Here is a 21,373-nt window from a genome sequence, read left to right on the forward strand (position 1 = left end):
CTCAACCTTAAAGGATGTCTGTCTGCTGTAATTGTATGAATAACATAATGAATGAAAATGAAGAACGATGGGAGGATTAAAATCTTTTAGGAGGGATTGCAGGGAAAGTAGGCAGAAAGGGGATTACTTTCCCTTTAGCAAAGTTTAACTATGTATCTTTTGATGGCTCTTACGTCTATTTGATCGTTCCTTTACTGCTTGCATTATTATTAAGCATATCCTTTTCAAAATCATCACTAATTAAGTATTCCACGCTTGTTCCTAGTTTAGCTGCTACTTTTTCTAAGAAGTGTAGAGAGGGATTATTTTGTAAGCCTCTGTCGATGTTGCTTAAGTATGTTTTGGATACCTCTGCCTCTTTTGCCAACCTAGATAACGAATAACCTTTTCGCTGACGTAAATATCGAATTCTTTCGCCAATCATTCATTCTCCTCTTTTCCTTTAGGTACTCTTTATTGTAGTAATCAAACCTTCCTCTTTTAATGTTTCCAAGAAGGAACAAACATGCTGCTCGCATTTTCGTTGTGTTACGTCATACTTTTCCATTAAGGTAGCTACCACTCTGTCAATCGAGATTGGCTCCTTTATTAATTCCCAAATATCGCCTCCAATATGGCCTAAATTATAGTATTTGCTATTCGCAATGCTTAACATTACTTTTTCTCCATTCATATCACTCACAATATGTCCTAGAGTTTGCACAACGATCGTCTGTTTATCTATTTGCGTTTGTGTTTTCCTCATTTGTCTTCTTCTCCCTTTTGCTTTGTTAAAATAAGCTCTACCAGTTCATTTACCGTAAAGCGAGATTTCGGCCGTTCGATTTTATAAATAAAGGTATTTTCTAAGAATTTAGATGTGGTTATTAAGTGCCATTCCAATAAACCTAATGGTTGGAGAAAGCTGTTCCGAAAAGTATGCTTATACAATATTTGTAGCTGTTCAAGATTCCGTTTTTCTTTTATTTCAATCTTCTCTCCATCCTTTTTTGTGAGCTCAAAGATGCCTGCCAGCGGGAGACAGCTTGTTTCAAACTGCTGTTCTATCGGCACACTAAATTTCTCTTCTCGATAAGCAATCGGTTTGAAAGAACGATTAGTCATTTCAAACTCATGCAAACTCTCAAGCCATAACTTTTGATAGGGATAGGTAGGGATAACAATTGGGTTTCCGCCTTTATTTAATTGGACTGGAATAATGTCGTCACTTATCAATTTATAGCCTTTTTGTAAAAATGCTCTTGCTAATGTGGACTTGCCCGCGCCACAGTCCCCTACAATGGCATATACTTTTCCCTCTATCACAATTCCACTGCCATGAAGAGGAAGAATTCGTTTTTGCATGAGCAGAATACCCATACATGTACCTAATAAATAGAGGCGCATTTCATCCATTTTATTTGCCGACAACAACGTGATAGAAATGCTTTCTCCTTTTTCGATTAAGAATATCGCGATATTTGGAACATGGAAGAGAACCATATCCCTCTCTATGACAAAATAGTTATTTGCTTTTGCTTTAGCATTCCAATATTCCCGCAGGTCTTTTTCTTTAATCACTAGTTCTGGAATGGCTTCTACCTTTTCTTCTTTACATAACTCCGGCAGCATGAATTCGCTGTACACATGGCATCCAAAAGCATAATAACGAAATGCACTTTTTGTTATCATATGTCCCTCCTACACCTTCTTCCTTATCCTATCAAAAAGAAAAGCCTCAACCTTCTTAGCAGCGAAGGATGGAGGCAGATTGAAAAAATATAACTATTATGTCCTAAAAGTGGAATTGAGCATTAGCTCCAGCCAAGATCAGGGAATGGCGTTCCCGTTTCATACGTTGCATCTAACTTATTGTTATTAAATGGTCCTGCCATCGTTTCTTTAACATCTAAAACTTCTAAGTTCGGCTCTTTCCATTCAAGCTTATTCATCTTATCACCTCCCTTCAAGTTGAAAGATCTAGTATCTTCCTACTCATCCTGCCAATTTTAGCTTCTTTAGAAACCGATACACGATAATGCTTCTGAACAATGCTCGGACATCAGGATCCACTGCGTATTCAGAAATTGCTCCTTTTCCTAACTTATCCAGTCCCCTTTTCAAGCAATTATAATTGATATAAGAAAGAATCACTGGATCTTTTGAAACCTTCCCAGCCTCCTGCAATAGACTCTTCCAATGGGGAATCACTCGATAAAGCCAATCCGTCCCTTGAGCCCCTCTTATTTGCTGATTCAGTCGTATTTCATCAGGCAAATACCCCTCCATACTTCTTCTTATCAGGGCACGATCCATTCCCTTCTGTACATACTGATCTTCTGGAATAGACAAACAAAAACGAATAACTCGTATATCATTTGTCGGGTCTCGACTGATTAATCCATATTTCAGCGAAAGTTTGGTCATAAATGTATTGGAAGCATTCCAGTGAAATAAGTCATCAAAATGTCTTCTCCTTTGCTCAAATGCGTTTAATTCAGAAAACCATCCTGTTGCATCCATTCCTGCTTCTGCTAATTTCGTATATATTCTTGTTTTCGCTGCAAACTCTGGATTAATCAGCGGCGGCGGCCCTCCCGTTGTATATTTCTTCCTTTGCTGATTTAAAAAAGGAAAAGTTTCTCTAAGCACCATCGCAGCAATCCTTTTCCGCGGTCTTGCAATGTTTTTGCTATATGCTTCCACTTCTTTATAGAGCTTAAGCAATCTACATTGTTTTAGCAGAAGAGGAAAATAATCCTGCACCCCTCCCCAAGATATAGACAGGTTTCCGCGATTTCCATTCAGAAGAATGCCAATGTCCCGTTTTTGCGCCTCTTCAAAAATCCCCTTAATCCAAAAGGAATTTTCAAAAAACTTATAGGGCATTTCCATTATTTCTAAAAATTCGTCTATCTGTTTGTAGGAATCCTTCCCTTCGAAATCCAGATAATGATCCTGCAAACGGCCAATATAATTAACTGTTTTATGTACAAAGGATGATTCATTGGCTACTAAATTCTTCGGACCAAATGGAATAAAATCTTTAGGTGGTATATAGCTAAAAGTATGTAAGCCAGCATCCTCTGGAAGATGTTTGGCTGCTAAGCTGACAACCGACCCTGAATCCAATCCACCACTTAACTGAGACCCCACCTTTTTATGGGTTCTAAGCCTTGCTTGGACAGCTGATTGATAAATCTCCTGAAATGCTTCTACATAGTCATTATCACTAGGTAAATGTATTGGTTTTACTTCCGAGCTTATCTGACTATATCTCTTTACTTTTTTCCGCCCTTTTTCAATTGTGATGCTATGTGATGGCGGCACTTGCTCAATCCCAACAAAAGGTGTAATGGAAGAATCAACCGTATCTACTACCCCAGCAATAGCTAAATATTCAGCTAGCCATTCCTCATTTAACCGCTGCTTGACATTTGGTAATTTCAATAACGATTCTATTATCGTTGAAAAGTAAAACTGCCTATCCTTATACACATAATATAAAGTTCTGCTTCCCGAAAAGTCTCTTGCACCAAATAGCTTTTGCTGCCTTTCATCCCAAAGAAAAAAGGCAAAATCTCCAATCAGATATTTCGGGGTTTCTTCCCCCCATTTAAGATAAGCAAGAAGGATTAACTGCGTATCAGAAATAGTTTGCTGCAAGGAACGATCAACCTGCAGGGATTGAAATAATTCCATTCGGTTATCGATAATAGAATCAGAGGTAATTACCACCCCGCTCGTTTTATCGTAATAAGGATTTCTCTCTCCCATTGATTCTGGTGTAATCCACCGTGCATGACAGCCAAGAAAAATATTCATCCTGCTATATACTTGAATATCATCGGAAGGGAATCCTTGAAACCCATTCATTATTTTCCCAGCATGATCCGTTGCTATGTTCGCTTGATTTTCATATAAGATTCCAGCTATACCACTCATTTATTGTACTTCACCCTCATTTATTCTTAATAAAGAACGAAACAGTTAAAAAAATACGAATATTAAGTATTGTTCCCCTAACTTATTCTTTATTAAGAACATATCATACTAAAGACTTCCTAGCAATACCTGTTTATAAATTTATTGCTATATTTTTAAAGGTTATTCCATTCATTATTTGTTTCCATTCTAAAGAGAATCGATAAATATCCTCTTCAACTAGCTCACTGCCAGTCTGCACTTCAATAATTTCCATTGTACTTGTTGCTCTTAAAGCATGCTTTGTTCCTAGAGGAATATGAATAACATCTCCTGACCGAATATGCTGAAGTTGATCATCCAATACTAGCACACCTTCTCCTTTAACAACTGTCCATACCTCACTTCGTTTGTAATGAACTTGATAGCTCAGATTCTTCCCTGTTTCTACACATATTCTTTTAGTTAAAACTTCATTTCCTTCGAGATATTTCGTATGTTCCAGCACTTTATACCATCCCCATCTTCTCTCTTCAAACATAGGTCTTTCTATTAGGTCTTTTAATATTTCCTTCACTTGCAGACTATCCTCTTTATTTGTTACTAAAATACCATCCGGACTTGCCGCCACCACCACATCATCTAAACCAATTAATGTAATAGGAATATCCAACTCATTTACAATATGAGAATTGGTGATCCCTTTACTAACAAAGCCCTTTCCACTAATCGGATTTTGCATTTCCTCTGTTAACGTATTCCAGGTTCCAAGGTCTTTCCAATAGCCCGTATAAGATAAAGCAATTACTTGCTCTGCCTTCTCTGCCACCTCGTAGTCAAAGCTATTCTGGGGTAATAGGTGATATTGACTTACTAGTTGTTCATATTGAATAGGGTAGCCTCTTTCCAACAAGATATTAAGCAGATATTCGATTCGGAAAGCAAACACCCCACTGTTCCATAATCCGCCACTTTCTATTAGTCTTTCTGCCTCTTCTCGTCTCGGCTTTTCCTTGAAGGCGGATACTCGCATATAGTTCCTCTTTTCTTCTTCATAAGGAACGATATATCCATATTTTTCAGAAGGATAGGTTGGCTGCACTCCTATTAAAGCGAGCTCTGCATTACTTTCTTTCAGCGTTTTCTCAAGCTCCTTTACCTTAGAAAAAAAGTGATTTTCTACAAAAGGGTCAACAGGAAGTATTGCTATTACTTCTTGAGGACTGCAGCCTTTAACAGAATATAAATAGACAGCAGCTAGAGCAATTGCTGGAAATGTATCCCTTCTTGTTGGTTCCACCACAATCGGCACTTGTGTTCCCACTTGTATTTGAATCATTTCCACTTGTGATTTACTTGTTGCAATCAGCGAATCCTTAGCAAGATCATTTTTTTCTAGCTGTCCCCATACTCTTTGAACCATCGATTCCTTATTGCCCTCTTCATCGGTTAACACTTTCAGAAACTGCTTTGAACGGGCATCATTGGACAACGGCCATAGACGTTTGCCAGAGCCGCCAGACAATAAAACAAGTTTCAATTTCATCCTCTCCTTTTTGAAATTAAGCCAACGTTTGATTTCCAGCTAATTCTTGGGAAACAAGCATTTTTCTTAACGCTCCCTTTGTTTGCGCCAATTGCTTATATTCTCCTTCTTGTATTACCTTTCCAGATTCCAAGACTAATACCTTATCTGCATTTCGAATCGTTGATAAACGATGCGCGATTACGATTATCGTCATTTTCCCTTTTAATTGATCAATAGCCTGCTGAATCTTCTGTTCATTTTCACTATCTAATGCACTTGTTGCTTCATCTAGTATGAGAATAGCTGGTTTTCTCAAGATGGCCCTCGCCAAAACAAGACGCTGGCGCTCTCCGCCTGAAAGCCTTATTCCTCTATCTCCAATAACCGTATCCAATCCTTCCGGCATCTGTTTAACAAAGTGCTCCGCAGCAGCAAATGACAAAGCTTGCCATAATTCCAGTTCTGTCGCCTTTGGTGCAACCATTAATAAATTTTCTCGAATGCTGCTATGAAATAAAAAAGGCTCCTGAGCAACATAACTAATGGAATTCCGATATAACAGTAACTCATCCTCTGTCAACGATTTTCCGTTTACAAGCAATCTGCCTTTTTCAGGCTGCAGCAAACCCATTACTAAATCGACTAATGTCGTCTTTCCCGCTCCTGACGGCCCAACTATTGCGGTTGTTTTCTTAAGCGGAAAATGAATATTTACGTTTGTTAGTATCCAGTCTTCCTGAGATGCTTGATAGCGGAAATAGACATGGTCACATTCTATTGCTTGTTCGAGAATAAACGGCTCCCATTCCCTTGTGCGAAAGGTGCTCCATTCTTGGCTTTTGTTACTTTCCGCTTGAACACGCAGAACATGATCTAATGCCGGAAACATGGAAACAATTTGTTCTACATTGCTTTGCAAGGAGGAAAATCGCGGCCATAATCTTGAAAAAATCAAAATAATTACCATAAGCTTCTCTGGCGGCAGTTTAAGAAAGGAAAAAGAAATAGAAACAAAAAGGACAATCAAGAAACCAGCCATCAGTCGATAAATGAATACAGACTTAGCATTTAAGCGAACCAAATTCATCACATTATGGTGTATTAAATGAGACTTAGACTGAAACCAATCAAAGAAAGATGGCTCAAGCATATTGCTTTTCATATCTTTCATTCCACTAAACTGTTCTGTAATTCCTCCAAAGTAATCGTTCATTAACTCTGTTGTTTCTTTGCCGATTGTTTTAGAATTCCTCACGAATTTCCTCATAAAAACACTAAGTAGCCCACCACTAATTAAGACAATGCTTGTTAAGGATGGTGATAAGAGAAAAGCCAGCATTATTTGAACAATTGTAAAAAATACAATGCTGATTAATTGGATAATACTATGTGTTCCCACGCCGACTCGTGATATTTCTGTTGTGAGAATATAGTTAAAATCCGACTTTCTTTTTCTCAGCATATATTCCCACTTCACTTTGATAAGTGATTCATATGTCTCTATTCGCAGCTGTTTAATAAAGTTCTGCTGGATATCTGTATTTAAAATCGTTTGACTCCGTTGCAGCAGAGCCTGGCCACCTATCAATAGAAGATAAATCATTAAGACAGTAGTCAAATTTAGTTGAAATGGCAGCTTTTCCATTGCTGCTACTATTAAAGTAATAGGAAACAGATCGTTTATCTGCATATTCAACAATCCAATAACAGAAAGCATTGGTATTAAAAGATAAATGCTAATTCCTTCAAGGGCACTTATTAGAATGCTAAGAAAAATATTAAGATACATCTTCGTTCCAGTAACTGCCTGCAGTTTCTTAAAAAAAACAATAAGATTTCTCATTTTCTAAAGTCTCCTAAGTGAAACTTTTTGCTTTAAAATTACTCGCCACAGCCATAAAATCGGTCTTAATGGAAGATAAAGAAAGTGCAATGATTTTGGTAAAGGAAGCACTTCTGCATCCCATGAATTGGCATAGAATTTCCGAATAATGTAAGCTGCCTTCTGCTTAAATGGTTTCATCATAAATAGATACTTTTTTCCTTCCTTATCCCATGTCTTGTCTGGAGGATGAAAAAAGTTGATTCTTTCTCTCATGAATAGAAAAGCTTTTTGTGCAAGTCCCTTCGATTGCTTCTTTATCTTTCTCTGATACCTTTTTGGGCTTAATTGTAGGTTTTCTACTAAATAGAGCGCTTGTTGATAGAGGTGGCAGGCTTGATTTTCCATAAAGACCATTGGAAAACTATTAATATCTTCTTCTCTCCTCAACAGTTGCACAATATCTTCTAGCCACCGAATTCGAAACCAGCCATGACGCGCTCCATGTGTTACAAGATAGTAGAATAATGTTTCCTCTTCTAATGTGTAGAATGTTGTTGTCCCTATAGACACCGTTTTGCGATTATTCCATAAGTCTTCAAAGCTCGGCTCTTTACTAGGACCAGGATGAAGTCTCCAATGCACCTCCACTTTGCAATTTTTCTCTTTATGAAGGAATTCAAGATGATGGTTTCTTTTTTGCCAGTCTTTTAATTTTCGTGGTGGTTCATACTCCATTTCATATCCTTTTGCTCGAAGTATTTCTATCGTCGACTTTAAATCTTGAAAGGAAATCAGAATGTCAAGATCGTTGGAAGTTCTAGAAGATAAGTCTCCGTACAAATAATAGGAAAGAATTGGTCCTTTTAAAGTCAGCATGCGGATCTCATTCTTCGTTAATGCAGTTGAAATATTATCTAGTTCTTTGATCAATTGGAGCATTTTGATTGTATTGTCTTTATATAAACCCTCTACTAGTTTGACTACGTTGTTAGGCAAATAGGGAGAGTCTGTACCAGACAGTCTTAAATAGATGGATGGATACACTTTATGAAAATAAACTAACTGAAGAAACTCCTTCCAATCTACCTTTTTATGAAATTCTTCTATCAGTTTTACGGAGTCTTCTTCCTCATTCAATAGCCTTAATAACAACTGCAGTTCATTAGCACAGCTATGCAGATCAATTTCTTCTGATCCCTTCATTCTTTTCACCTCTTTTACTCATACCACCGGCAAATGTATTCACAACGGTGAACCGTTGTTTACCGCGTGCACCTGTCACATAATGAGAACCACTTCTAACCCATGCATGTGCCTCCATTTTGCCTGCTTGGTCCCTAGCAATACCTAGATATAAAGTGGTTGGAATCTTTCTTCTATTTAACATTCTCGTTGCTGCAATTGCTTGGACAAGGCAAGCACTTTCCCAAAATGTATATTTGCTCATCATCTCAATCGCCAAAGATACATCTTTTATCATCTTTTCATTGCCATTTACCTGAACTTCCGTTTCCATCGATTCTTCGCCCAGACTAGGAGCAACTTTCGCGAATGGCAATAGTTTCAAAAACCTACCTCTTGCCAAAAAAATAAATGCCTCCATCATTAGGCATTTTAGTTTAAAATCCATTTCTATAAATTTCTTGACTTTCCGTATCACTCTAAACATGCTTTTAAATCTACCTTTATTAGTAAATTATCTGCTAATAATTCTGCTAAAAAATATTCTACTTGCTGCTCACATTCTTCTTTTGAAACTTCATAGTCCTCCATTAACATTGCTACGATTTGCTGCTCACTTATCGGATACTTGCAATATTCCCATATCACAGTCCCTATTTCTCCAATCTTGTAATACGTATTATTTTGCTCATTCCATATATACATTTGGCTATTTAATTCTTTACATGTATTTTCTTTATTAACTTGATAAAAACAATCTCTCACTAACTCCTCATTTAATAACATCATCATCGCTCCTAACTGATTGATTGTTTCTTTGTCCAGTGAACGTCTGAAATGATATAAGATTTTACTACATTGATTTTCGTTGCCTTTTCCCAAATTTGCTGTTTGTGCGCTATTTTTTCCTCTATAAACTGTTTGAATTCTGTACGAAACCGTTCCGGAGAGAAATTCAAAGCATGCTCTCGACAATGGACTGGATTGAATGGTAATCGTTCGAATTGCTCCACAGCCCTTCTTATCGCTTCTGGAGTTTGGTCATAGAAGAAATACCCCGTTGGATGAAGCGATTCATTGTATCCTTTGACCGTTTCTAAGGACCCCCCTTTTCCATAAGCAATGACTGGCGTACCACAAGCCTGTGCTTCTAGAGGGGTTATGCCAAAGTCTTCTTCCGCTGCAAAGATAAAACCTTTTGCTCGCTGCATATGGTCTTTTAACACTTGAAAGGATTGATAGCCCATCAAGTGAACATTTGAACCTGCTTTCGCCTTAATTTTTTTAAAATCCGGACCGTCTCCAATTACGATTAATTTCTTATCTGGCATCAGAGAAAATGCTTCAACTATTGTATCTATTTTCTTGTAAGGAACCATCCTGGAAGCAGTAAGGTAGAAATCCTCTTTGTCTGGATAAAAGCTAAATTTAGAGATATCCACGGGCGGATATACTGTTTGGGATTCTCTTTTATAAACCTTCCAGATTCTTCTTCCGATAAAATCAGAATTAGACATAAAAAAATCTACACCATTTGCTGTTCGATAATCCCAATTACGAATTTGGTGCAGTAGAAATCTAGTTAAATATCCTTTTATTCCTTTATCCATCCCTGCTTCTTTTAAATATTGGTGCTGAAGATCCCAAGCATAGCGAATAGGAGAATGAACATAAGAAATATGCAGCTGATCTGGTCCAGTTATGACCCCTTTTGCTACAGCATAGGAGCTAGAGATAATGAGATCATATTTAGATAAATCTAATTGTTCAATGGCTAATGGCATTAAGGGAAGATACGCACGGTACTTCCTTTTCGAAAAAGGAAGCTTTTGAATAAAAGTCGTGTTCACTTTCTTATGTTGAATAAAATGCCGATCTTTCTCATCTAAGTAATCGACTGTACTGTAAAGGTCTGCATCTGGATAAATCTTGAGTATCTCCTCTAGTACTTTTTCTGCCCCATTATAAACTACCAGCCAATCATGGATAATTGCTGTTTTCATAGGAATGCCTCCTTTTTATCATGCCTTCTTTCTCTTATGCAGCCAGTGTTCAGAAGTTCCCTCCTTTTCACTTGCTAAAGCTTTTTCTATTCTCCATTCATTGATTTTGGTATCAATAAACGCTTTAAATTCTTTTTGAAAACGTTCATTCGAAAAATATAAGGAGTGATTTCGGCAATTAATTGAATCTATCTGGATATGCTCAAACTTTTGGACAGCTGCCGCAATTGCTTCCACATTTTGTTCATAAAAAAAGAGCCCTGTTGGACTGGTAGATTCATTGTATCCTCTAACTGTCTCCCGAGACCCGCCTTTCCCGTATGCAATAACAGGTGTTCCACATGCTTGTGCTTCTAATGGAGCAATGCCAAAATCCTCTTCCGCAGCAAAAATAAAGCCTTTCGCACGCTGCATAAAGTCCTTTAATACTTCAAAAGGCTGGTACCCCATCAACATAACATTTGGTCCAGCTTTTGCTTTAATTTTCTTAAAGTCTGGACCATCTCCTATGACAACTAGTTTCTTGTCTGGCAATAAAGAAAAAGATTCTACAATGGTATCTATCTTTTTGTACGGTACCATCCGTGAGGCAGTTAAATAAAAATCTTCTTTCTCATCTCTTAACGTGAACGCAGATACATCTACTGGAGGATATACTGTCTTGGCTTCCCTCCGATACGTCTTCCAAATTCTCCGCCCAATAAAGTCAGATACGCACATAAAAAAATCCACACCATTTGCTGTTCGATAATCCCAGTTTCGAACATAGTGCAGAATGAACCTTGTTATCCAGCTTTTTATTCCCTTTTCAAGACCCGATTCCCTTAAATATTGATGCTGCAAATCCCAGGCATAGCGTATTGGTGAATATACGTAAGAAATATGGAGCTGATCCGGACCTGTTATCACTCCCTTTGCAACTGCATGAGAACTGGAGATGATTAAATCGTATTTAGAAAGATCCAATTGCTCGATTGCTAACGGCATAAGAGGAAGATAATTTCGATACTTCTTCTTCGAAAAAGGAAGCTTTTGTATAAAGGTTGTTTTCACCTGTTTATTTTGAATAAAATGTCGATCTTTGGCTTCTAGATGTTCGACCGTACTGTATAGATCTGCATCTGGGAAGAGTTTAAGTAATTCCTCCAGCACTTTTTCCGCCCCGCTGTAGACTACTAACCAGTCGTGGATGATGGCTGTTTTCATAAGATTCGACCTCCTTCAGTATGCTTGCTACTAAAAAACTATTAGAAATTTATTAGTTTTACTCATACATTTTTGTTAATTGTCGATTTATATTTCTGAACTTTATTTATATAGATTACACTTAATAGTACTTGCAAAAGTGATTTATATGAATCTATATAAAGGGTGAATAATGACCTATAGTTTACCCCTATCTTACAGCTTGCATGTAAATTTACAATCCATTTTGCAATCGAACTACTCACTACTCCCAACGCTGCCGCTTCTCCACCCATAAATCTATATAAAAGTACTGTAACAATTAACCCCACTATAATACCTAAAATCTCCGAGCAGGTAATTCTATGAAACTTACCTTCAGCTGTTAAAAAGTTGACTAATATCGCATTTCCTATCGAAAAAGGGACACTGCTTAAGAGTATTACCCCCATAATGATGGAATCTACAAACTCTTTCCCATAAATTAAAGGAATCACTAAAGGCAACACACTACTTAAGAATATTGATACAAAGAATGTCCCGTAAAATAGCGTCCCATGTATTCTTTCCACCTTCATATATCTCTCGGTACCCTTTAAATCCATTAATTTAGGCATCAAATAGACACTTATTGCTCCATGAATTAGGGATATCAACATATTTCTAATACTTACAGCTACTGTATATAAACCTAAAATAAACGGACTTAGAACTAAGGAAATCACCAACTGATCCATTTGATTACCAAAACTAGATGTTATGGAATAGCCATAAATTTGAATACCTCTCTTTGTTAATTCTTTCGTTTTATTTAAAGTGTTATTTAATGTTGGTTTGATAAACTTTAAAACCATTAACAAGGAAATGATACAAATAAGAACATTTAATAAAGTAGTTATAACAATGAAATTATAGACATTGTATTTACCAGCAAAAATAAGAACTAAAATTATTGTAACAATCCCAAATGGCGTCATTAATTTAATCGCCATCACATGCTTAAACTTATTTATACCTTGTAGACTTCCTATTAGACCATGTGACATTATTGCGAAAGGTAATGCTAGTAATGATATTTTTGCCATATTTATAATAGAAGCTGGTTGATTGGAGATTATCATTGGAAAAACTATAAAGCCGATAATTAAACCAACAGGACCTATAATAGCATTAAGTATAAAATACGCACTTAAATAGCTGCTTTGTTCCTTATTATTTTTCTTTCCTAAGAAAGTAAGTGCACCAGGCAACCCAAACGTAAAAAGCAAGATGAATAAATTCGGCCATCTAGTTGCTATTGCCAATTCCCCTCTCCCATATGCTCCTAAATAACGTGCACTTAATATACCAGTAATTAAATTGATAATCATTATAAATAGATTGACAGATAAACTAGATAAAAATAATTTTTTCATCTAATAGCTCCTATTATTACGATAGTTTTCCACATTTATTCCTATATTCATCTAACCTCAATTGCATTTTCATATACTGTTAATCTCTGCTTTGCCGCTTGATTCCAACTATATTTTTGAGCAGTATGATAAGCATTCACTTGTAAATCATATAATAATGCCGGTTGGTTAATTAACTTTTCAAGAGCATTCCGCAATAACTCTTTATTCCTCCTCGGCACCACAAGTCCATCATGCATATTCGTCAAAATATCTAACGGACCTGGTGTTTCAAAGGTGATTGGCGCCAGACCACAAGCCATAGCCTCTATCAATGTTTTTCCAAATCCTTCAGATAAAGAAGGAAAAAGATTAATTTGGTAATGTTCTAGTAGTTCCGGCAATTCGCTATGTTTATATTTTTCCATTACCTTTACTCTACTTCTTACCTCAGGAATGTAATCTTGATAGACCGTTTCCCTATTACACCCTGTTCCCAGAAAAGTTAGTTCTATATTTGGATACTTCTGAAGTAGTTCATTCATTACTTCTGATGTATATTTTATCCCTTTTCTTTGAATGTAACTCCCGATCTGTACTATTTTAATTGACTTACTGTCACCCCTTTTCCGAGTAAATTCTCTCCCTATAAAGTAATCTGGTATACCATTGGGAACAATATAGACGCTTTTAGGATTGACTTTGAAATGGTTGATTGCATATTTCTTATCATTTTCATTTAAGAATATAGACACATCAGACATCTTTATAGACTTAGCTACTTCCCAAAGTCTGAACCCACCCCAATATATAGGATATTTCCAACTTAAATTCACATGGCCATTCTTTGATTCTTTTAATAGCTCATGATGGGCTAAATGCTCTAATCCGTGACTACTAAAAACGGTAGTAGGACGATTTCGCATAGAAGATAATACCCAGCCATCCCCTGAAGCGACGTCTATCACATCATAATCATTCCATTTCATCTTATTCCAAGCTACTTTCCACGGGAATAAAACCTTATCCGTTAGCCCCCCAGAAAAACTTTTTAAATCATCCATGAAATACGTATCGGCCTGCACGCCTAACTCTCTAAGAGCATCTCTAAAAGCTATTCGAGTACCAGAAACTCCGGTATTTGGATCATAATCAGCACTTGATATTAGAGCTACTTTCATTTTCACACCTCAAATGTATTTATATAATTGTTTACTGCCTAATGTGAGAATTAATATACTTTTCTACTAATGACACTGTTTTTCTAATATCAAAATTATCTTTGAACTTGTGATAGCCATTTCTCGCAACATAATTATATTTTTCTTCATTTTTGTAAAGCAACGCTATTTTTTCGGCTAATTGATTGTAATCTCCTGGTGAATATAAGATACCTGTGAAATCATCCTCAATTAACTCCAACGGTCCTCCTATCCCAGCTGCGATTACTGGCTTTCTAGAAGCCATTCCTTCAATAATCACCCTGCCAAAAGGCTCTGCTCTAGTAGAAGCATGCACTAGGATATCGATATCTTTCAGTAATGCCAAAACGTTTTCTCTATGACCTAGAAACTGAATATAATTACAATCCTTTGCTAATTCTATTAAATGATTCTTGTACTGAAGTTCTTCTTCTTTCGCAAACAATACATCTCCAATTATCAAAAATTTGATCTCGGGGTACTTTGGGTGCAAAAGCTTTGCTGCCTTAATGAACACGTCTTGCCCTTTCCATCTAGCTATCTGACCCACAATAGCAACTTTAAATTCCCTCACGACTTCTAACCTCCTCTAATGGAAGGATTCCGTTATAGACAATTTTTGTCTTCTCTGTTTTTCCAAATTGACTGGATACAGACTTTGAAATACATATAATTTCGTCCGCAAACTTTGACAGCAAAACAAATAATTTCTTATTTATTCCACCATCAATAATATCCCTTACATGCCAAATAACTTTTTTAAATGCCAGCTTCCCAACAACAAGTCCAATAAAATGGGCTTTCATTGAGTTAGAATAGACAATCTTTGCCTCATTCTTATACATGAAAGAAAAAAGTCTAACCATTGGGACAAATAAAGAGAATATGGACAAGAACCTTAATGTACTTTTTTCATCTCTGTTATACTTCAATACTTTCTCGGAAAATGGAATGACAGCAACCTCCACACCAGAAATTTCCGATACTCTTTCCACAAGTGGACCGTCTTCAAAGCATACTAATGTGGGCTGGAATCTTTCTTTGTTGATATAGGTCAATATATCAATTAAACTTCTTTCTCCCCCTCCAATTATTGCCGTGTGTACTAGGAACAGTACTTTAATCTTTCCAACTTGCTTCACTGGCTCCCCTCCTTTTCGCCATTTTTATACATAAAAAAGAAGCAGTTCTTGACTACTTCAAAGTTAATTTTCTATAAATTTGCTAATTTAGGAAAAAGAGAAGGATAGCTGTTTAGTTCTTTCCTTATTCTCTGTACATCCGCATCCACCATTACTTTTACCATCTGCTCTAACTCTGTCTTCGCTCTCCAATTTAACTTTCTTCTCGCTTTCGATGAATCTCCCAAGAGAACATCTACTTCTGCTGGACGGTAGTATTGAGGATCTATCACTACATAGTCTTGATAATTTAAATCAAGATAGCTAAAGGCGATTTCACAAAGTCTGCGTACAGTTGTTGTTCTTCCAGAAGATATAACGTAATCATCTCCTGATTCTTGTTGCAGCATTAGCCACATTGCTTCTACATAATCTGCTGCATAGCCCCAATCTCTTTTGGCTTCTATATTGCCCAGCCTCAATTCCTTTTGTATCCCCATCTTTATTCTTGCCGCAGCATCTGTGATTTTTCTGCTGACAAATTCAATTCCCCTCAATGGCGACTCATGATTGAAAAGAATGCCACAAGAAGTATGCATTTTATAGCTTTCTCGATAATTAATTGTCATCCAGTGTGCGTATAACTTAGCCGCTCCATAAGGGCTCCTAGGGTGAAATGGTGTTTTTTCTGTTTGAATCTCCTCCTGTACTAATCCAAACATTTCACTTGTTGATGCTTGATAGAATTTTATCCCTGGATTCGTTAACCTTATAGCCTCCAGAATATTCACTGTTCCTATACCTGTGATATTGCCTGTTAATACTGGCTGTTCCCAAGAGGTCCCAACAAAGCTTTGCGCTGCTAAATTATATACTTCATCAGGTTTGGCTAACTGTAATGCTCTTATCAAAGAAGACAGGTCTGTCATATCTCCGTCAACTAATACCACTTCTTCCTTAATTTGCAGATACTCTAGTCTCCATAATGTATCTGTACTCCTTCTGGCCAGTAACCCAAACACTTTATATCCTTTATTTAATAGCAATTGTGCTAAATAAGCTCCATCTTGACCAGTTATCCCAGTAATCAGTGCAGATTTCAATGATCTCGCCATCCTTCCTTTATCCCTCTAGGTTGTCTAAGAGCTTCACTCTACTCGACCATAAACAATTGCTATTAACCCACTTATATCCATTTATCCCTATTTCCTTTATTAGCCGCTTATCTTGCTGTAACCTCTGAATCGTGTTTACTACCTCTTGAATATCTGTAGCATTTACTAGGTAGCCAGTCGTTCCATTCACTACTGCATCTGGCACTCCTCCGTTGTTTCCTCCTATAACTGGCAATTTATGCATGCCCGCTTCTAAAAAGACGATCCCGTAGCCTTCTACATCTCCTTGCTCTTTCAATTCCCTATTCAACATAATAAATAAATCCGCTGCCTCATATAATGCTTCCAATTCGTTCTGATCTATGGCCCCTGTAAAAATTACAAACTTCTCTAATTGTAATTTCTTTATCTGTGCTTCTAACTTTTCACGTTCTGGCCCCTTGCCACAAATAATATATCTAATATTCGGATTATCTTGCACAAGCTCCTTTAATGCTTCTAGTACTTTATCATGGCCTTTACGCTCTACTAGTCGACCAACTGTTAACAAAACAAATTTATCCTGGAGTTGGTACTTAGTTACTACTGCTTCTTTATGTAACTTTTTAGATTGAAGATTGGCATGGATTCCTGGATGAATGACCATTAACTTACTTTCATCGATACCTGATTGTATCAGCACATTTTTCGTATAATTGCTATTACATATTATTTTCGTGGCATGTTTTAAACTATAATTTAGTAACTTATACTTTAATGGATTGGTCTTAGACTCAAGAAAATCAAGTCCATGAATATAAGGATAAAATTTTACCTTTAACCATTTACTAGCGAACGGACCAACTAATCCAATCGGCATTATATTTCCGAAATGGAGTTCCTTTATATGATGGTTTCTTTTAATGGACCAAATAGAGAAAAATAAAACAAATAGCTGCACTACTTGTTTGACTATGGACACCTTGTTAGAAAATCCGATTCGATACGTTGGAAAGGACTGTTTGCCATCGAATTCTTTATAGACGTCCTCTCCTAATCTATTAGAAGTTAAAACCACTGTTTTCATAGGATCAAGATGAGAAACAAGCCCATATACATAGTTTTGAATTCCCCCCTTTTCTGGTGGAAAGTCTATAGATATAAATAATCTATTGGTCATCACTAACACTACCTTTATACTAGATTTTAAGTTTATTTTTACATAACCTTTTCAAAAGCGCTCACTAATCGAGCAGCAATCCCCTTATTTCCATATTTGGCTATAGAGAATTCTCTAATATCTAATGAATTACTTGTTTTCTGAGCTACTTTTAATATCTCCTTAGTAAGTTGTGCTATATTTCCTTCTTCAAATACGTTTTCCATCCCTAAGCTATCTAGTACAATAGGAATCTCTCCACTAGAACTTCCAATAGAAGGTACCCCGCATGCAGCGGCCTCAATTAAAACCCTGCCAAACTGCTCTCGCCAGTTAGGCATTGTAATAGAAGGCAGAACATGAATATCCATCCCATTAAACCATTTAGGCATTTCGGAATGAACAGCCTTATTTATAAAAATGACTCTTTCTTTCACACCCATTTCTATTGCTAATTTTTTCAACTCATCTATTAAAGGTCCTCTTCCTACAATTAACAAGTACATATTACTTATTTTTTTATAAATGGAACTATATGCTCTAATTAATAGATCAATACCTTTTTCCTTTACAAGACGGCCAGCAAATCCTATTACATAGGCATTAGATGGTATATTCGCTTCCATTCTTGCCTCTTCTCTTAAATCTGCAGAAATATGAAAGTGGTCTTCATCTACTCCTAGAGGAACTTGGCAAATCTGATTTTTAAATCCTTTTTCTTTTAATACTGATGTAACATCTTCACTAATGCTTACTGCAAGAGAGGAGTTTTTATAAACATACCTTTCCATCTTTCGAAATAAGAAGGGATAGTCTTTTTTTATATTTTGTGCCGAATAAAATCCAATTGCTTTGGTGTATTTTAAAGCACTTTTTAAAATTTGAAAACAACTAATTGAATAGGGTTCTTCCGCAACATAGACAACATCTGGCTTATTACTTTGAAAAAATTGTTTTAAACTTTTTTTATAGAAATGGAGTGGAATACTTTTATTAAAATATATTGGGATTTGTAGAATTCTTCCACTAAATGCCGGCCATCTTTTAACTGAAATTGGCTTATCAGTAAGCCCTGGAGCAATAAAATTACTAGGTACTATTAAATCAACTTTATGTCCCATTTTCTCCATTTCCGCATATATTTGCTGGTTGATATCTGTAACACAAGCATGACTAATGACTACTATATGCATGAACTTCACCTCGATAACTACTATATTGTTTATGAATCCACCCTACTAACAGCCATGTTAGTATTGAGGTTGTATAGAATCCTCCATTTACCCAATTTCCAATTCCCCCTGCCAAAATTCCTAATACCATGATGTATTCTATTTTCCTTTGCCTACTTATTAGTTTGATAAGTTTATACATTGTCATAATAACTACTAAAATGTATATAACTCCTCCAATACCTAATGCTACTATCATATTAGAAAGGTCCATTTCTGTTGACATAGCATCCTTTCCCCCTGATTTATCAGCAGCTTTTGTTACAGATGCAATGCCGTGCCCAATGGGATTAGTGGCGATTGTTTTCATTCCTTCAACAATCCTTTCAATGTGACCTAAACCAGTTTGTTCTTCTGATAACGGGTCAACCAAACCTTCTATCATATGTTGTACTGCTGGTTCAGCAACGCCAAACCATGATGGATTTAAACGAGGTAAATGGGACCAAATAGAGAATAGGACCATAATTGATATTAATCCTGTTACTATTTTTTGAAGCAGCGTTTTCTTAGATACAATCAAAATCATTATTAAAGCTATAGCCATAAAAAAAATAACTGTTCTAGAACTGGCAAAAAAGATGGATAGCAGAGTTATAAGAACTACTGGTAGATGAATCAGGCAGTTTTTCTTTAATATCAACTTTGTAAATCCAATCATAAAAGTAATCATTGTAAAATAAACAAATTCCTGTGCACTCGGAAATGTGCCAATTGCTCTTACTGTATCTTCTGCTAGATACAAAGCAGCATACCCCGTCAGATCCACCCACATTTGTTCAAATGGAAGAATTCCAAAGAATGTCTGGTAGATGCCATAAAGTGCAATCAGTGTACCGATTACTTCTACAATATTTAAAATCCTGACTATATCCTTTTGCTTAATTTTGTAGAATGCAATGAAATACCATAACCAAGGAACAATTATATATATCGCGGCTACGAAACCTGATATCGGACTCCCAGAGTATGGATTAAACATTTGTACACAACCAAAAATAAAAAGAGCAACCATTAATTTATCCGGCTTCTCTTCTCCTAGGTTCTGTTGACTTTTCAATTCCCAAAATAAAGAAAGAGCTAAAATAATCGTTATGCTTGGTCCAAGTATTAGTAAAGGATCAAATGAGCTCCAGCTTGCAATAGGAATTAGCGCCCTTCGAATTAAGCCCATGAAAGCTAAGTAGACAATTAAAAAGAAAATGATACGTTCTCTAACGATTGCTAACATGGCTAATGTAATGATAAAGAGACTAGCAAATATAAGTACTCTTATATTTCCAGGACTTATTGAAAGTCTGCCAACAACAAGAAGAGCTAAGAATAGAATCCCTAACTCCATTAATCTTCTTCTATAAAGAAAAGTAGTCAATATTCAGCCCTCACTTTTAAGACACATCAATTAAATTCTCATATTGCTTTTGAAATAACTTATACGTATCATCCCAAGTGATATTTAGCGATCGTTGTCTAACTTGGAATGACATCTTGTCTCTTAATTCTGGATTTAATGCTAATTTTTCCATTGCTTCTAAAACCGATTCCTTATTTCTGTCAACGGTATACCCTGTAATGTTATCTTCGGCAATTATATTAGCAATACCAACAGAAGTCATAATGACTGGTAAACCACATGCCCCTGCTTCCAATGATGCAATGCTAAACGTTTCATATAAGCTAGGGAGAACATATATATCTGACAATCTATATAAATCGGCTGGATTCTCTTTGAAGCCGTGAAAAATAATATGATCGGTTACCTCCTTAGAAAAATCTTTCAATATTGCTGATTTGTCCCCTTTTCCTACTACTAATACTTTTGCCTTTAGTTCTGCATTCCTCGATAATAATTCTTGAAAAGCCTCTAATAGAATTCTTAGACCTTTCCTTGACCAATCCCCACCAACAAAAACGAATACTAAAGCCTCTGTAGGAATTCCTAATTTTTTCTTATAATGCTTTTTCTCTTCAATAGATGCTGGTCTAAAAGCTGAAACATCAACCCCGTTATAAATAATACTTATATCATCTTCTTTATAAAGAAAATGCTTTAAAACTTCTTTTTTAACATGTTCAGAAACGACTACTAGATGCGGAATACGGTCTGGCTGATAACAAACCCCTTCCATCCATAAAGCAAAATTGCCTTGTAGCCAAGAATTTATTTTATGAGCAAATGATTTTGTATGTTTGAGACGATCATTTAGTCCAAGAGTTCTATATGCCCGATGGCAAAAATGAATAGTAGACATATCTACTCGGTTAAAAACTATTGCACCTGTTGTATGAACTAAATCATATTTTTTAATAAACAAAACAAGACTTGCTATAACCGCAAAAAGTACACTTTTTAGAAAAACAGGTCTCTGTGGAACTGGAATTTTTATGAATTTAACTTCGCTAAATTCCCCACTTAATTCAGAAGCAATAACAGTGATCTCATATTCATTACTTAGTCGCCTAATCATCTCTGAGAGATGAATTTCCATTCCACCTCTATTGTTTATGTTATGGGCAACAATCGCTAGTTTCTTTTTCATCTAGC

At 36.2% G+C, this 21,373-nt stretch carries 21 protein-coding genes; all 21 read right to left on the minus strand.

Translation table 11 applies throughout. The annotated features are described in order from the left end of the window. Positions 1 to 175: 175 nt before the first annotated feature. The 21 genes from NiCM35_RS16665 to NiCM35_RS16765 all read right to left on the minus strand — a co-directional run bounded on the left by NiCM35_RS16665 (position 176) and on the right by NiCM35_RS16765 (position 21,368). Positions 176 to 424, minus strand: a complete 249-nt coding sequence (locus NiCM35_RS16665) for a helix-turn-helix domain-containing protein (protein WP_095332661.1) — start codon at positions 422 to 424, stop codon at positions 176 to 178. Positions 425 to 442: 18 nt separating this feature from the next. Then, complete coding sequence (locus NiCM35_RS16670) at positions 443 to 745, minus strand: lasso peptide biosynthesis PqqD family chaperone (RefSeq protein WP_433780185.1); 303 nt, start codon at positions 743 to 745, stop codon at positions 443 to 445. Then, positions 742 to 1,671, minus strand: coding sequence for a phosphoenolpyruvate carboxykinase (ATP) (locus NiCM35_RS16675; RefSeq protein ID WP_433780187.1), 930 nt, complete (start codon positions 1,669 to 1,671; stop codon positions 742 to 744). Before NiCM35_RS16675 ends, NiCM35_RS16670 begins: the two co-directional genes overlap by 4 nt. Before the next feature lie 122 nt (positions 1,672 to 1,793). Continuing rightward, positions 1,794 to 1,931: a paeninodin family lasso peptide gene (locus NiCM35_RS16680; RefSeq protein WP_123258429.1), complete on the minus strand. Its 138-nt coding sequence runs from the start codon at positions 1,929 to 1,931 to the stop codon at positions 1,794 to 1,796. Between the two features lie 43 nt (positions 1,932 to 1,974). After that, positions 1,975 to 3,924, minus strand: coding sequence for an asparagine synthase-related protein (locus NiCM35_RS16685; protein WP_433780189.1), 1,950 nt, complete (start codon positions 3,922 to 3,924; stop codon positions 1,975 to 1,977). Between the two features lie 133 nt (positions 3,925 to 4,057). Continuing rightward, on the minus strand, positions 4,058 to 5,443 hold the full coding sequence (locus NiCM35_RS16690) for a sugar phosphate nucleotidyltransferase (RefSeq protein ID WP_371000701.1): 1,386 nt from the start codon (positions 5,441 to 5,443) through the stop codon (positions 4,058 to 4,060). 22 nt (positions 5,444 to 5,465) lie between these two features. Next, positions 5,466 to 7,274 carry an ABC transporter ATP-binding protein gene (locus tag NiCM35_RS16695; RefSeq protein WP_371000702.1) on the minus strand — a complete coding sequence of 603 codons (1,809 nt, stop codon included), beginning with the start codon at positions 7,272 to 7,274 and terminating at the stop codon, positions 5,466 to 5,468. Between the two features lie 3 nt (positions 7,275 to 7,277). Further along, positions 7,278 to 8,459 (minus strand): nucleotidyltransferase domain-containing protein, encoded by a 1,182-nt coding sequence (locus NiCM35_RS16700; RefSeq protein WP_433780191.1) that lies wholly within the window; start codon positions 8,457 to 8,459, stop codon positions 7,278 to 7,280. Continuing rightward, entirely contained in the window at positions 8,437 to 8,925 is a 489-nt protein-coding gene (locus NiCM35_RS16705; RefSeq protein ID WP_433780193.1) for a lasso peptide biosynthesis B2 protein, read from the minus strand. The genes NiCM35_RS16700 and NiCM35_RS16705 overlap by 23 nt, the downstream gene beginning before the upstream one ends. Then, on the minus strand, positions 8,913 to 9,230 hold the full coding sequence (locus NiCM35_RS16710; protein WP_123258434.1) for a PqqD family peptide modification chaperone: 318 nt from the start codon (positions 9,228 to 9,230) through the stop codon (positions 8,913 to 8,915). The genes NiCM35_RS16705 and NiCM35_RS16710 overlap by 13 nt, the downstream gene beginning before the upstream one ends. A 5-nt stretch (positions 9,231 to 9,235) precedes the next feature. After that, positions 9,236 to 10,441, minus strand: coding sequence for a glycosyltransferase family 4 protein (locus tag NiCM35_RS16715; RefSeq protein WP_095332644.1), 1,206 nt, complete (start codon positions 10,439 to 10,441; stop codon positions 9,236 to 9,238). 18 nt (positions 10,442 to 10,459) lie between these two features. After that, entirely contained in the window at positions 10,460 to 11,647 is a 1,188-nt protein-coding gene (locus tag NiCM35_RS16720; RefSeq protein WP_123260353.1) for a glycosyltransferase family 4 protein, read from the minus strand. Between the two features lie 62 nt (positions 11,648 to 11,709). Then, positions 11,710 to 13,041, minus strand: coding sequence for an oligosaccharide flippase family protein (locus NiCM35_RS16725; RefSeq protein ID WP_433780194.1), 1,332 nt, complete (start codon positions 13,039 to 13,041; stop codon positions 11,710 to 11,712). Positions 13,042 to 13,088: 47 nt separating this feature from the next. Then, a complete protein-coding gene (locus NiCM35_RS16730; protein WP_095332638.1) occupies positions 13,089 to 14,201 on the minus strand; it encodes a glycosyltransferase family 4 protein in 1,113 nt (370 codons plus the stop codon). Positions 14,202 to 14,232: 31 nt separating this feature from the next. After that, positions 14,233 to 14,796 carry a glycosyltransferase family 4 protein gene (locus tag NiCM35_RS16735; protein ID WP_095332636.1) on the minus strand — a complete coding sequence of 188 codons (564 nt, stop codon included), beginning with the start codon at positions 14,794 to 14,796 and terminating at the stop codon, positions 14,233 to 14,235. Beyond that, the gene (locus NiCM35_RS16740) at positions 14,783 to 15,364 is read right to left on the minus strand and encodes a glycosyltransferase (protein WP_095332634.1); all 582 of its coding nucleotides are present in this window, start codon (positions 15,362 to 15,364) and stop codon (positions 14,783 to 14,785) included. The genes NiCM35_RS16735 and NiCM35_RS16740 overlap by 14 nt, the downstream gene beginning before the upstream one ends. Before the next feature lie 71 nt (positions 15,365 to 15,435). Beyond that, complete coding sequence (gene gmd, locus NiCM35_RS16745; RefSeq protein WP_144547089.1) at positions 15,436 to 16,446, minus strand: GDP-mannose 4,6-dehydratase; 1,011 nt, start codon at positions 16,444 to 16,446, stop codon at positions 15,436 to 15,438. A 19-nt stretch (positions 16,447 to 16,465) separates the two neighbouring features. Further along, positions 16,466 to 17,617: a glycosyltransferase family 4 protein gene (locus tag NiCM35_RS16750; protein ID WP_123258442.1), complete on the minus strand. Its 1,152-nt coding sequence runs from the start codon at positions 17,615 to 17,617 to the stop codon at positions 16,466 to 16,468. Between the two features lie 38 nt (positions 17,618 to 17,655). Further along, positions 17,656 to 18,789: a glycosyltransferase gene (locus NiCM35_RS16755; RefSeq protein ID WP_123258443.1), complete on the minus strand. Its 1,134-nt coding sequence runs from the start codon at positions 18,787 to 18,789 to the stop codon at positions 17,656 to 17,658. Next, a complete protein-coding gene (locus NiCM35_RS16760; RefSeq protein ID WP_433780197.1) occupies positions 18,770 to 20,200 on the minus strand; it encodes a hypothetical protein in 1,431 nt (476 codons plus the stop codon). The genes NiCM35_RS16755 and NiCM35_RS16760 overlap by 20 nt, the downstream gene beginning before the upstream one ends. 16 nt (positions 20,201 to 20,216) lie before the next feature. Continuing rightward, positions 20,217 to 21,368, minus strand: coding sequence for a glycosyltransferase family 4 protein (locus NiCM35_RS16765; RefSeq protein WP_095332624.1), 1,152 nt, complete (start codon positions 21,366 to 21,368; stop codon positions 20,217 to 20,219). Between the last annotated feature and the right edge of the window lie 5 nt (positions 21,369 to 21,373).

The organism is Niallia sp. M35 (genome assembly GCF_050971705.1).
GTDB lineage: Bacteria > Bacillota > Bacilli > Bacillales > Cytobacillaceae > Niallia > Niallia circulans_A.